Origin of the sequence: Brevundimonas sp. NPDC058933 (genome assembly GCF_049315965.1) — a bacterium.
GTDB lineage: Bacteria > Pseudomonadota > Alphaproteobacteria > Caulobacterales > Caulobacteraceae > Brevundimonas.
In genome coordinates this window covers 240470-253612 of sequence record NZ_JBMOSL010000001.1, presented here as the reverse complement: position 1 = coordinate 253612, position 13143 = coordinate 240470, and the positions used below count along the sequence as shown (strand labels likewise).

Annotated in this window: 12 protein-coding genes; 8 read left to right on the top strand and 4 right to left on the bottom strand. The window is 67.5% G+C overall.

Translation table 11 applies throughout. From position 1 onward, the window contains the following. Window positions 1-89 precede the first annotated feature (89 nt). On the top strand, window positions 90-587 hold the full coding sequence (locus ACOZBP_RS01195) for a hypothetical protein (RefSeq protein ID WP_422674635.1): 498 nt from the start codon (window positions 90-92) through the stop codon (window positions 585-587). Window positions 588-609: 22 nt separating this feature from the next. Here the strand turns inward: ACOZBP_RS01195 and ACOZBP_RS01190 are convergent, their stop codons facing one another. Genes ACOZBP_RS01190 through ACOZBP_RS01180 form a run of 3 tightly spaced genes read right to left on the bottom strand, consistent with a single transcriptional unit; the run spans window position 610 to window position 4307 of the window. Next, a complete protein-coding gene (locus tag ACOZBP_RS01190; protein ID WP_422674634.1) occupies window positions 610-1371 on the bottom strand; it encodes a peptidase in 762 nt (253 codons plus the stop codon). A gap of 58 nt (window positions 1372-1429) precedes the next feature. Then, window positions 1430-2461, bottom strand: coding sequence for a type 2 isopentenyl-diphosphate Delta-isomerase (fni, locus tag ACOZBP_RS01185; RefSeq protein WP_422674633.1), 1032 nt, complete (start codon window positions 2459-2461; stop codon window positions 1430-1432). A gap of 10 nt (window positions 2462-2471) precedes the next feature. Beyond that, a complete protein-coding gene (locus ACOZBP_RS01180) occupies window positions 2472-4307 on the bottom strand; it encodes a PPC domain-containing protein (protein WP_422674632.1) in 1836 nt (611 codons plus the stop codon). Window positions 4308-4401: 94 nt separating this feature from the next. On the opposite strand from ACOZBP_RS01180, the gene folD reads away from it, so the two are divergent. The 5 genes from folD to ACOZBP_RS01155 all read left to right on the top strand — a co-directional run bounded on the left by folD (window position 4402) and on the right by ACOZBP_RS01155 (window position 8624). Further along, window positions 4402-5325 (top strand): bifunctional methylenetetrahydrofolate dehydrogenase/methenyltetrahydrofolate cyclohydrolase FolD, encoded by a 924-nt coding sequence (folD, locus tag ACOZBP_RS01175; RefSeq protein ID WP_422674631.1) that lies wholly within the window; start codon window positions 4402-4404, stop codon window positions 5323-5325. Between the two features lie 232 nt (window positions 5326-5557). Next, complete coding sequence (locus ACOZBP_RS01170; RefSeq protein WP_422674630.1) at window positions 5558-6262, top strand: LemA family protein; 705 nt, start codon at window positions 5558-5560, stop codon at window positions 6260-6262. 10 nt (window positions 6263-6272) lie between these two features. After that, a complete protein-coding gene (locus tag ACOZBP_RS01165) occupies window positions 6273-7136 on the top strand; it encodes a TPM domain-containing protein (protein ID WP_422674629.1) in 864 nt (287 codons plus the stop codon). Continuing rightward, window positions 7136-7834 (top strand): TPM domain-containing protein, encoded by a 699-nt coding sequence (locus ACOZBP_RS01160; RefSeq protein WP_422674628.1) that lies wholly within the window; start codon window positions 7136-7138, stop codon window positions 7832-7834. Before ACOZBP_RS01165 ends, ACOZBP_RS01160 begins: the two co-directional genes overlap by 1 nt. A 43-nt stretch (window positions 7835-7877) precedes the next feature. Further along, window positions 7878-8624 (top strand): endonuclease/exonuclease/phosphatase family protein, encoded by a 747-nt coding sequence (locus ACOZBP_RS01155; protein WP_422674627.1) that lies wholly within the window; start codon window positions 7878-7880, stop codon window positions 8622-8624. Here the strand turns inward: ACOZBP_RS01155 and ACOZBP_RS01150 are convergent. Continuing rightward, window positions 8609-10186, bottom strand: coding sequence for a phospholipase D-like domain-containing protein (locus ACOZBP_RS01150; protein WP_422674626.1), 1578 nt, complete (start codon window positions 10184-10186; stop codon window positions 8609-8611). The two genes, ACOZBP_RS01155 and ACOZBP_RS01150, sit on opposite strands and share 16 nt — an antisense overlap. 54 nt (window positions 10187-10240) lie before the next feature. Here ACOZBP_RS01150 and ACOZBP_RS01145 point away from each other — a divergent pair, with 54 nt between their 5' ends. Both ACOZBP_RS01145 and ACOZBP_RS01140 read left to right on the top strand, forming a co-directional pair. Further along, complete coding sequence (locus ACOZBP_RS01145) at window positions 10241-10420, top strand: hypothetical protein (protein ID WP_422674625.1); 180 nt, start codon at window positions 10241-10243, stop codon at window positions 10418-10420. A 302-nt stretch (window positions 10421-10722) separates the two neighbouring features. Beyond that, window positions 10723-13125 carry a tipN gene (locus ACOZBP_RS01140; protein ID WP_422674624.1) on the top strand — a complete coding sequence of 801 codons (2403 nt, stop codon included), beginning with the start codon at window positions 10723-10725 and terminating at the stop codon, window positions 13123-13125. Window positions 13126-13143 lie beyond the last annotated feature (18 nt).

The window sequence follows — 13143 nt, the reverse complement described above, 5'->3', positions numbered from 1 at the left end:
AAATCCATGGCCCTCAGCGTGAACCCGGAGAGCCTCTGATCGCTTAGTCATGTGCGGCGCCTGAGCCGCGCCGTGCTGGAGCCATCAGAATGAAGACCCTGGTTTTGACCGGGCTGGCTTTGGGCCTGGTGGTTGTGGGCGCCGGCGGTTGGGCTGCCTGGAACTCGACGGCCAGTGCAAATCACGCCCCCGACGGCAGCCCCCTGCAAATCGAAGTGGTCGCTCCCCAAGAACCGGATCTTCCCGACCGCGCCATCCTGACGGTCGGCGAACTGCGTGAAGGCTACGTCCATGACCCTGAGCGGCTCCAGCCGCCCGCCGTCCTCGACGCCGAGTACGCCTATGTCGAGGCGGCCTGGGTCGAGCCCGAGCCCTCGGCCGCGCCGAGAGATCAGACTGGCGGGCTGGTATGGACCTCTCTGCGCCCCGCCGCGCCGCCCCGGCTGGAGCCTGACGACTACAGCTTCGGCTTCGATCAACCCCGGCCGCAAGAGGCGTCAGAAGACGCGCGCAGCTTCGCCGATGCAGGCGGATCGACGACGGCGACCATTGACACGGTCCCGTTAGACGAAGGCGGCCTCGACTAGGAAGGTCTAGGCCGCCCCATCGTCATCGGCGCGAGGTGACGCTGAGGGTGTAGTCGCCCTCTTCCGCCGAGCCGAGCGTGTTGGCGCGGATAGAGTAGGCGCCTGGACGAAGCTCCTGCACGATCTGGGCGCTGGTGCCGCCGCCGGTGTCATCGTCGCTAGCCAGGGAGTCGCCGTCGCACTGCGGCCCTTCATACAGGCCCAGATAGGCGTCGAAGTCGCCGGAATCGAGACGAATGGCGACGCTGCCCGCGCGCGAGGTGGTCAGGGCGTAGCAGTCGTAGAACGAGCCATCGTCGGCGCGACGATCGCTGAACTCCAGACGCCCCGAACGGCTTTCGCCGACTGAAATCGGCAGGACCTGCGTGGTCGGACGGACCCGCTCGCCCGAGGAGATGCGCAGCTCATAACGGCCGGTCTCGCCCTCGCTCAGGGTGTTGGCCTTGATGATCCAAAGGCCGCCGCTGGAGGCGAAGCGCAGCTGCGAGTTCGTGCCCATGTCGGGGCCGTCGTCATTGGTGATAGAGGTGTCATCGCAGTCCGCGCCCTCGCCAGCGGACAGATATGTGTCGAAATCCGACGAGTTGAGCGTCACCGTATAGGCCTCGTCGGCATTGGTCTGGACGACGTAGCAACGGTAGTGCGAACCGTCGCCCATGCGGGCGTCCTTGGCGGTGAAATTGCCTTGCACCGTCTGGCCCGGGCGGATGGTGCTCTGGGCCGAGGCGGCGCCGGCTACAGCCAGAGCCGACGCCAGGACTGTCGTCATCAAAAGGGTGCGCATGGGAATCTCCGTGGATATGCCGAACTAGCGCCCTAGCCCGGGCATCTAAACAGTTGATTTATTTTACACTTAGCAAGGGAACGCGCTTCAGCGCCGGAAGGCCGGCGGCGTTGGTGCAGAAGCAGACGGTGCGCAGTTGCCGGATAACGGTCTGGAAGTGATCGACCACCGCCTCGGTGGATATGGTCGCCGCCTGAATGACGCCCGAGGCCATGCCGACCAGGTCGGCGCCCAGGCGGACGGCCTTGGCGACATCGACGCCGTCGCGGACGCCGCCGGAGCCGATAATCAGGGCTTCGGGCAAGGCGTTGCGAGCCTCGGCGATGGCGCGGGCGGTGGGGATGCCCCAGGCGGCGAAGGCGGCGGCATGGACCTTGTCCGCCTGATCCACAGCGCGCTCGCCCTCGATCAGGCCCCAGTTGGCGCCCCCGGCCCCGGCCATGTCGATCCCGGCCGCGCCCATGGCGATCAGGCGCTGGGCCGTAACGGCGGAAATCCCCGCCCCCGTCTCCTTAACGAGGACCGGCGCATCCAGATCGCGGATCAGCGCCTGAAGCGCGGCGCCGACGCCCCACCAGTCGCGGTCGCCCTCGGGCTGACAGGCTTCCTGCAAGGGATTGAGGTGCACCACCAGGGCGTCGGCTCCAATCATGTCGAGCGAGCGCCGGGCCTGCTCGACGCCGAAACCGCGGGTGAGTTGCGCAGCGCCGATGTTAGCCAGGATCGGGGTGTCAGGGGCGCGGTCACGCAGCGAGCGGTCCAGCCCGCCGGTCGCCTCGCCCTCGATGGCGGCGCGCTGGGATCCGACCGCGAGGGCGATGCCTAGATGCTGGGCCGCCTCGGCCAGACGGGCGTTGATGGCCTCAGCGCGGGCCGGACCGCCGGTCATGGCGCTGATCAACAGGGGCGCCTGCAGGCGTCGCCCCAGGAAATCGGCGCCCAGGTCGATCTTGGCGTGATCCAGGTCCGGCAGAGCCTCGTGGACGAAGCGCCAGTCGTCGAAGCCAGACGCCAGGGCGTGCCGCCCGCCGCCAGACAGCACGACGTCGAGATGCTGGTCTTTTCGGCCAAGGATCAGATCATCGCTCATGTCGGGATCGTCAGGGCTGACGCTCGACCGTCAGCACATAGTCGCCGGTCGAGCCCGGGGCGAAGCTGCGGGCGCGCACGACATAGGCGCCGTCGCGGGGCGCGGTCCAGTCCAGACGGGCGTGGGTGTCTGACAGGCTGTCGTCGTCTTCCGCCAGGCTACGGAAGTCGCCGTCCTTGTCCTCGCCCACTTCGACAAAGGCGTCGAAGGCCGGCGAGATCATGATGAAGCGCAGCTTCTCGTCCGCCTTGGCCTTGAAGGTGTAGGCGTCAAAGGAGACGCCCTCGTCGTTCATGGCATCGGCTTCGGTCAGGCTGCCGCGAGCGATCGAGCCGATCAGAAGGCTGCCCGGCCCGGGCTCTGGCCCGCGGTCAGCGAACTCCAGGGAATAGAGCCCCTTGCCGCTGCTCGAATAGGGCAGCGCGCGAAGAACATAGTCACCGTCCTCTGGCAATGTGAAGGTCAGCCGCGCGTCGGTGCCCTGACGTAGGCCATCGTCGTCGGAAGCCAGTTCTTCGAATTCCTCGCCCGCCTTGCCGACCTGTAGCAGGGCGTCGAAATCGCCGGAACGCATGACGGCCTGGACGCGCTGCCCCTCGGTTCCTGTGAAGGCGTAGCCGTCAAACAGGCGTCCGGCCTCATCGGTCGCGCCGCCTTCCTTCAAGTCGCCCTGCACGGTTTGGCCGAAGCTGAGCGCCGTGGGCGGCGGCGGCGGGGCCACCTCTTCCAGTTTCAGGTCATAGGATCCCGTGGCGTCCGAGAAGCCGCGCGCCTCGATCAGATAGTCGCCATCATCGGGCAGGACGAAGGTCAGGCGCGCATTCAGCTCGCCGCCCCCGTCGTCGTCTGTGGCCAGGCTATTATGGTTGGCGTCGAACAGCTCCAGGTAGCTGTCGAAATCATCCGCCGTCAGGCTGATGGCCACGCGTTGACCGGCGCGGCCGGTAAATCGATAGAGGTCGGCGGGGGCGCCCGCGTCGCTGCGGGCGCTGTCCTCGTCCAGACGACCATCAACCTCGTCGCCGATCGCGATGCTGCGCGCCTCCGGGGCCGGCGGCCCCTGTTCCAGCGACAGGCGATAGTCGCCCTCGGCGCCGCCGCCGAGCGAAGCGGCCTGGATCACATACTCGCCCGCCTGGGGCGCCGTGAAGACGAGGTAGGAGTTCAAGCCCTTGCCGGCGCCATCGTCATTCTCGGCCGCCTGCACGAAGGAGCCGTTGACCACACGACCGATGCGCACAAGCGGATCGAAGTCGTCGGATTCCAGCAAGACCGCCACGCGCTCTCCGGCGCCCGCGCGGAAGGCGAAGGCGTCGAAATTATTGCCGTCCTCGTCCTCGGCGTCGCCAGAGGTCAAACGGCCCGAAACATTCCCTCCGACCGAGATCCGTCCCGGACGCGGCTGACGTGGGGCGACGCGTTCACTGAGCGCCAGCGTATAGGCGCCGGTTTCCAATCCCGAGAAAGGCCGTGCGCGCACGATGTAGACGCCGTCGCTTTCCGGCGTGAAGCGCAACCGGGCGTTGGCGCCGCTGCCCGCGCCGTCATCGTCTGAGGCGAGACTGTCGCCTGAGGTCCGCCCCTCGGCATAGATCTCCAGATAGGCGTCGAAGTCGCTACTGCGCATTTCAACCTGAAGCCGCTGACCGGCGCGGAGCTGAACGCGATAGTCGTCATAGCGATAGGCGTCGCCGCCGCGCGTGCGCGCATCCCCCTCCTCCAGCCTTCCGCGGACCTCGGCGCCGATGCGGGTGTCGGCCGGAGTTTGGGCGAAAACGGAGCCGGACGACAGCAGGGCGACGACGCTGACCGCTGCGAACAGGGCCCTGTACTCGGAATGACGCATGAAAACCTCTTTGCTGGCGCCATCATAGACGCCGAACCGCCACGGCTGTAAATCGCGGCCACGCTTTCACGTTCCCAAGCTCACGGAGCCGATCATGGCTGATGAACCCGCCCCCGCCGCGCTGATCGATGGCAAGGCCTTCTCGCAGACCCTGGTCGAACGCGTCGCCGCCGCCGCGTCGCGGCTGGAAAAGGCCCATGGGATCAAGCCAGGTCTGGCCGTGGTCATCGTCGGCGAGGACCCCGCCAGCCAGATCTACGTGCGCAACAAGGGTGAGACGACCCAGAAGGCTGGGATGCGGTCCGACACCCACCGCCTGTCCGACACGACGACCCAGGCCGAACTGCTGGCCCTGATCGCGACGCTGAACGCCGATGCAGGCATCCACGGCATTCTGGTGCAACTGCCGCTGCCAAAGCATATCGATTCGGCCGCCGTCCTGGGCGCCATCGACCCGGACAAGGATGTGGACGGCTTCCACGTCGTCAACGTCGGGCGTCTGGCGGTCGGGTTGCCGGGCATGATCCCTTGCACGCCCCTGGGCAGCCTGATGATGCTCAAGGACCAGCTAGGCGACCTGTCGGGCCTGAACGCCGTCATCGTCGGCCGCTCCAACATCGTCGGTAAGCCGATGGCGCAGCTGCTGCTCGGCGAAAGCTGCACCGTCACCATCGCGCACTCGCGCACCCGCGACCTGCCCGCCCTGTGCCGCACCGCCGATATTCTGGTGGCCGCCGTGGGCCGGCCCGAGATGATCAAGGGCGATTGGATCAAGCCGGGCGCCACCGTCATCGACGTGGGCATCAACCGCGTGCCCTCCAAGGACCCGGTCAAGGCCGCCGAGGGCAAGACCCGCGTCGTCGGCGACGTGGACTTCAACGAGGCGATTCAGGTCGCCGGACGCGTCACCCCCGTCCCCGGCGGCGTCGGCCCCATGACCATCGCCTGCCTGCTGGCCAACACCTACACCGCCGCGTGCCGATCGGTCGGGGTCACGCCGGATGATCTGGGCGGCTGAGAGGGTCTCCTCCCTCCCGCTCACCCCGGCGGACGCCAGGGTCCAGTGAGAACCGCACGCGCACCCGCTGAAACCTAGAAAGCCTCTGGCGCGATTGATGGCCAAAGGACTGGATCCCGGCGTCCGCCGGGATGAGCGGATTGGGTTGTCAAAATTCCGGCCTTGAAGCGGAGCCTTTCCGCTCCGATAGTCTTTAGCGGATCAGCGGTCCTGCCGACCGCCGGAGGAACTCATGGCTGGATTCTCGCCCCGTCTCGCGGCCGTCGCCGCTGTCGTCGTCCTGACGCCTGCCGTCGCGGGTTGCGGCTACAACACCATTCCGACCAAGCAGGAACGGGCCGAAGCGGCCTGGGCCGACGTCCAGAGCCAGTACCAGCGTCGCGCCGACTTGGTGCCGAACCTCGTCGCCACCGTGCAGGGCGCGGCCATCCAGGAACGCACCACCCTGACCCAGGTGATCGAGGCGCGAGCCAAGGCCACCAGCGTCAATATCGACGCCTCCAATCTTGATAACGCCGCCGCCTTCCAGCAGTACCAACAGGCGCAGGGCGAGCTGTCGTCCGCCCTGTCGCGACTACTGGTGACCGTCGAGGCCTATCCCCAGCTTCAGGCCAATCAGAACTTCCTGACGCTGCAATCGCAGCTGGAAGGCACCGAAAACCGTATCGCCGTGGCGCGCCGCGACTACAACGAGGCCGTGCGCGACTACAATACCACCTTGCGCACCTTCCCCACTGTGATCTGGGCCAAGACCCTGCATGGCGGCTCCAAGCCCATGCAGCTGTTCACCGCCACCGCCGAGGCCCAGAGCGCCCCGACAGTCAACTTCAACCTCGGGGTTCCCGGCGCCCAGCCAGGCGCCGGCGCGCCCGCGACCACGCCGGGGGCCGCGCCCGGTTCGACGCCGCCTGCCGCAGCTCCGGCGCCGGCGGCGTAGTCAACTCGCCATGACCCCTTCCGCCCTCGCTCCGAGGGAAAGACGAGCGCCGGGGCTGATTCCGGCGCTGCTGCTCGGTCTTGTCCTGTGCCTGGCGGCGCTGCCCGCCTTCGCCGCAGAGATCAAGTTCCCGGCCCTGACCGGGCGGGTTGTCGATGACGCTCAGTTGCTGACGCCGGAACAGGAACAGGCCCTGACCGGCAAGCTGGCGACGCTGGAGCAGCAGACCGGGGATCAACTGGTGGTCGTCACCCTGCCCTCGTTGCAGGATCAGGAGATCGAGGACTTCGGCTATCAGCTGGGTCGTCATTGGGGCATCGGGCAGAAGGAAAACGACGGCGGCGCCCTGCTGATTGTCGCGCCGAACGAGCGCAAGGTTCGGATCGAGGTCGGCTATGGCCTGGAGGGCGTACTGACCGACGCCTATTCCTCCATGATCATCCGCAACGACATCCTGCCGGCCTTCCGCTCGGGCGACTACGCCGCGGGCATCATCGCCGGGACCGACGCGGTCATCGCCCAGTTGACCGCCGATCCGGCCGAGGCCCAGGCGCGCGCGGCCGAAGCGAAAAGCGCCGCAAGCGAGCGCGAGGCGCCGATCCTGCCGGCCATCATCATCTTCCTGATCTTCTTCTTCCTGTTCGTCAGCCTGGTCGGCGCGGCGGCGGGCGGCAAACGTCGACGCGGCGGCAAGGGCGGCGATGGCCTGACCCCCATCCTGATCTGGGCCGCCAGCGAGGCGCTGAAGAACCAGGGTCGCGGCGGCGGACGCGGCGGCTGGGGCGGCGGCGGTGGCGGCTTCGGCGGAGGCGGCGGTGGATTTGGCGGCGGCGGCGGCGGCTTCGGCGGCGGCGGCGCATCGGGGGGATGGTGATGCAGTTCACGCAGCGGGACCACGCTCGGGTGGCCGAGGCCATTTCCGTCGCCGAGGCGAACACCTCCGGCGAGATCTTCTGCGTCGTGGCGCGGCAGGTGTCCTCCTATCGCGACGTCAGTCTGGCCTGGGCGGCGGCGGCGGCCCTGCTGTTGCCGCTGGCGCTGATCCCGCTGGGCTTCGGCCCTCACTGGCTGCCCGGGCTGCCTGGTCTTTGGGGCGCCGACTGGCAGGCCGCCCACGCCGCCGCGCGCGAGGTGGAGATCGGTCAGGCCCTGGCGGCCTATGCCTTGGTTCAGGCGGCGGTCTTCGTCGGGGTCTTCCTGCTGACCCTGATCCCGGCGGTGAAGCGACTGCTCACCCCTGCCCCCCTGCGCCGCACCCGCGTCCGTCGCGCGGCCATGCAGCAGTTCCTGGCCCACGGCCTGCACGTCACCGAGGCGAGGACCGGGGTCCTGATCTTCGCCGCCCTGGCGGACCATCAGGTGGAGGTCATCGCCGACAAGGGCATCCACGCCTGCGTCAGCCCCGAGGTCTGGGCTGAGGCCGTCGCCGCCCTGACTGCAAGCCTGCGTCGGGATCAGCCAGTCGAGGGACTGGAACAGGCTATCGCCCTGTGCGGTCAGGTGCTGGCGGAACAGTTTCCGCCACGATCCGCTGATATCAACGAAGTCCCCGACCGTCTGGTTGTCATCTAGACCGGATAAAAGGCCGCGGGATCGACCGCGCCGACAAGGACCCATGCCCAGACTCGTCACCTATAACGTGCACCGCTGCGTCGGCGTCGATCGCAAGCTGGACGTGGCGCGCGTCGCCGCCGTCATCGCCGAGCTGGAACCGGACATCGTCTGTCTTCAGGAACTGGACGTCGGCAGAGCCCGGACCAATGGTGTCGATCAGGCTCACGCCATCGCCGAACGCCTGTCCATGGCCTTTCGCTTTCACCCCGCGATGACGATCGAGGCGGAGCTTTATGGCGACGCCATCCTGACCCCCCGCCCGGAGCGGCTGATCCGCGCCGCCGCCCTGCCGACCCTGCCCAATCTGCGGGGACTTGAGCCGCGCGGAGCCCTGTGGTCGGCCATCGACTTCGACGGCGTGACGTTGAACGTCTTCAACACCCATCTGGGTCTGGTGCCGCGTGAGCAGCGGCTGCAGGCGGCAGCTCTCGTCGGACCGGAATGGTTGGGCGATCCGTCCTGCGTCGGCCCCACGATCCTGACCGGCGACTTCAACGCCACATCGATCACCCGCCCCTATCAAGCCCTGAGCCGACGACTGGCCGACGCCCAGCGCGTGCTGGGGCTGAGGCCCTCTGTAAAGACCTTCCCGTCCAGCTTCCCCGCCATCCGCATCGACCACTGCTTCGTCAGTCCCGAAATCAGGGTTACGGGCGCCATGACGCCGCTTCATCCCTTGGCGCGGGCGGCGTCAGATCACCTGCCGCTCGCGATCGACTTTGAGTTCACAGGTCAGCCCGGGGCCTGACCTCCCTCTGAGCGCGGGCGGGTGCGGTGCGTGCGGTTCAGACGCTTCCAGGGACGCCAGGCGTCCCTGGACGACATGGGATCTCCGAGCTGCCACTCCGCGAACAGCCGTTCGACCGGCGACGGCGGCGTTGAGCCCAGCAAGGTCATACGATCAGAGCCGAAAGTCATGACCGCCTGCCCGACCGAGCCCATGATCGCCTCGGCCTGGGCGAAGTCTTCGCCCGACACGCCGATAAAATGCCCGATGGAGCGTTGCCGAAACCGCCGCACCACATCACGCCCTTCGACTGTCGTCGGCTCTGCAGCCACGTCGCACTCGGTGTCCAGGCCCTGGGAGCGATTGTTCAGATTGGTCGAACCTATCCGCAGCAGCTGGTCGTCGATGATCGACATCTTGGCATGGACGATGATGCGTTCGCCCTCCGCCGTGCGCGGACTGAAGGCGGTAAAACGGTTAAAGGCGTCGGCCTGCTCGAGCCGGTAGAGAACCTCCGCGCGAGCGGTGTCCATTGTCAGGCCGTCGAACCAGCTGGGACTTCGCCCTGTTGAGACCAGAACGATTTCCGGCCCGTCGGGTTCAGCCAGCCTCTCGGCCAGGGCGGCGGCGATGATCGGCGATGTGAAGTACTGATTCTCAAGGTAGATCAGACGCTTGGCTCGGCGGATGGCCTCGAGATGGAGCGTCTCGTTCTCACGCACTTCGGAACGGCCGCGTACGGCGGGTTCGGTCCGGGCTATGCCAACCGAGACATCCGTCAGCGCAGGCTCGACGCCATCCGGCCAGGGATCATCGTTGGAGTCGTCTGGCAGAGTCCGTTCCCAGGTGGCCCGGTACCAACGTTCACGCGCCAGATCACCCAAGGCCCTGGCGGCCGCCCCGTCCATGACGCTCATCACTTCATGACGAGGCGCGCTGAACAATCCGGACGGCTGGCAGCGTCGTGGATCGAAATCCAGATGCTCGTCCGTGTCCCAGCGATCAGTGGCGATATCGCCGCCACCGCAGAACGCCACCTTGTCGTCGATGATGATGACCTTCTGGTGGTGACAGGCCCCCAGGATGCCGGGCTTGTCCAGGCGGAACTCCACCGTTCGCTTGCGAAACCAGTTCTGCGCCCGGTGGGGATAGAATCCCTGCGACGCCGCGATCAGCAGCGGCGATTTCCAGATCAGCAGACGAACATCCAGGTCCGGCTTCTGACGGACCAGACTGCGCAACTGATGCCCAATCTCGCCACGCCGGTCGGTCAGCGGCGACTCGGGGTCCAGCCTCGTTCGTGGATCGAATTGCCAGCCCAGGACGACAATCGACTTTTTCGCCTTTTGCAGGGATGACGCGAGCGCGTCGAAATAGGCGTTGTTCTCCATCAACGGAGTGAAGCGGTGCGCCGTCGCCACGCGCCAGCATCCCCGCCCTGGTTCGAGCAGACTGCCTTCATAGATGTCGCCGGGTTCACGCATTACGCCATAGCTGTCTGATTCGCGTGACGTTCCGCTACGCGCTGTTCCATACAGTGACGCTGCGACGGTTTTCGTTCCACACGCTTCAACAACGGCCAAGCTTCACAAAGGCGCCGCATTGTGGACTGCGCACGCTTCTGTCATGATGCGCCCATGCAAATGCTGCTGGAAATGCTGGCTGGCCTGATTGCGATGCTCGCTGCAGCGGCGTTGTCGCAGTTTGGCGTGGATTTGCATGCACCCCGCCACTCTGAACGCGAGATCCAACGCGTTCAGGATTGTCGGGATACGCCCGCGGCCACCGTGGCCGTCGCCGCCCCCCGCGATTGCTGACAAAGGGCTTTCTGCCCGACCATTCCTGTTTCTTCCAATGGAATCCGGACGTGTGAGTCTTTGCGCGACCGGATCGAGTCGTTAGGGTCCGATCTCCGCGCGCCCTCGCCGCGTTTCCGGCGATTAGTGAACGAGACCGACGCCCCATGAAATCCAGCCATCGGCCGCCGCTCAACCTTTCCGACCCTGAACCGGGCGACGATCAGCACGTGACCGCGCAGGTCGATGCGATCGACGAAAGCGTTACGACTGATGACGCCTTGGATGCTGAGCTCTCGCTTAAGCCTGCGCCGGAAAAACCCATGTCCGAGCGCCGACGTCGTCGTCTTCTTGAAGAGCAGCGCCTGGCGGAAGAGCGGGCCGCGGCTCTTCAAGCGCAGCCCACGCCCGATCTCGGTCCCCTGATGGTTTCCGCCGACGCACCGCCCGCCGCGGTGGAGGAGCCCCAGACTCCTGCGCCGATGATCACGCGGCGCGCGCCGGCCCAGAAGCCGGGCGGCAACGCCTATCTGATCGCCGGACTGGCCTCCGCTCTTTGGATCGGCGGCGTAGCCTCGTGGTTCGCCTACGAGTTCGGCTCGGGAGCAGTGCCGCTGGAGCCCCTTCGACTAGCCGTCTACGCCCTGATCGCCCTGGCCCCCGCCGGCCTGGCCGTCATGCTCGCCCACGCCGTGCGTCAAGGCGCGCATCTGGCCCAGGAAACCCGTCGGACCCGCGACATGGCCGAGGCCCTGGTCGGCCCGACCGCCCTGGCCGCGCATCAGACGGGACAGGTGCTGACCTCCCTGCGCGGCGACATTGATCAGGCGGCGCTGGCCGCCGAACGCGCTCGCGCCGACATGGCTCTATTGCGCGAAGCCTTGGCCGGCGAAACAGCACGCCTGAACGAAGCGGCCGACAGCGCGGGGCGCACCGCCCGCCGCCTGACTGACCAGTTGAGCCGCGAACGCGAGCAAATGGGCGCTCTCGGCGTCCAACTGGACAGTCAGGCCACCGGCGTCGTCGACGCCGTAGAGCGCCAGTCGCGCATGGTGGTGGACGCGTCGGATCTGGCCCAGACCCAGCTTCGCGAGGCCGAGGCCGCCCTGGCCGCCCGCGCCGCCGATCTGGCCGCCGCCGCCGGAGAGGCGCAGGACGCCGCCCGCGCCGCCGCTGACGATCTGGCCCGCCAGACCCTGCGCCTGGAAACCGCCGGCTCGGGCGTCGCCGAACAGATTCAGTCGGTCGAGGAAGGTCTCAGCCAGCAACGCGCCGCCCTCGTCACGGCCGCCTACGCCCTCCGCACCGATCAGGAAGACTTCTCGGCCCAGATCGAGAGCCAGCGCGCCCAGTTCACCGAACAGTTGTCCATCACCCGCTCCGCCGCCGGCGAACTGACCCAGACGACCGGCGACATGAACGAGGCCATGAAGGCCCAGATCGAGGCGGCCGTCGATCAGTTCCGCGCTCTGGTCGATCTGTCCCAGCGCGAGGCCGACGGCTTCGACCACGCCACCAAGCTGGCGCTCGACCGCTTCGAAGCCCTGGCCGCCGAGTCGCGGGATATTCTGGTCGAGGAGACGCGCCGCGCCCTCACCGCCCTGCAGGCCACCGCCGAAGAACAGCGCGCCGCCGCCGCCGCCGCCATCGAACAGGCCCAGATCCGCGCCGACCGATTGGGCGAGTCCCTGTTCGACGCCGCGCAGAAGGCGGACGAGGCCGCCGAGGCGCGCATCGACGGCGCCCGCAAGATCGTCAACCAGACGGCGGACATGGTCGACCTGACCGGCGAGAAGGTGGTCGAGCGACTGGAAGACACGCTGGCGCGGATGACTGCAGCCCTCGCCCAGGTCGAAAGCGCCGTCGCCGAGATGGACGCCCGGGCCAGCCGCTTGCCCGAAGAAGCGGCCGCACGCGTGGGGGCCGTCCGCGCCTCGGTCGAAGACGGATTGGCCGCTCTCTCGGCAGCCTCGAGAAAGGCCGCTGAAGACACCGAAGCGCTGGAGTCGGGCTTCCAGGAACGGGTGCGTCGCAACTATGACATGCTGACCGAGGCCGTGCGTGTCATGGGAGTCGTGTCGGGCGATACGCCGACCAGCCGTCGGCGCGAACCGCTGCTGTCGCCGGTCGAAGCTCCGCGCTACAAGCCGCGCTCGGTCGAACCCAAGCCCGAACCCAAGCCTGCAGATGAACGCAGCTTCGGCCTGCGCGGCAGGCTGAAACTGGAACCGACCAGGGATCAAGCCTCGCCGACGGCCCCTCTCTCCGAGAGCAACGAGCCGCTCGACTGGAACGATCTGATGGACGGCCAGGACCAGACCGCGCAGGAGCCGCCGCTGGAGCTTGACGCCTCCATGGCGTCCCCGACTGACGCCGGCCTGGAAGGCAGAATCACGGCCGCCATTCGCCGCATGGGGGTCGATCCCAACGCCTTGTTGCCACGCGCCCGAATCGAGGAAGCCGCCCGCGCCCTGGCGGCGCAGGAACCCGACCGCGCCCGCCAGATCGTGCGCCGCGTGGCGCCCGCCGCGGTCCGTAGCGTGTCGCGTCGTATCCTGGCCGACGCCGACCTGCGCGCCGACGCCGACGCCTATGTGCGCGCCTTCGGGCAGGAAATGCAGGATCAGGCGCGCCAGGGCGATGCTCACGACGTGCAGGCGCGTCTGGCGACCGACGAAGGCCGCGCCTTCATGTTGCTGGACGCCGCCATCGGCGATTTGGGATAGGCGTCTTGCCGCAAAGCC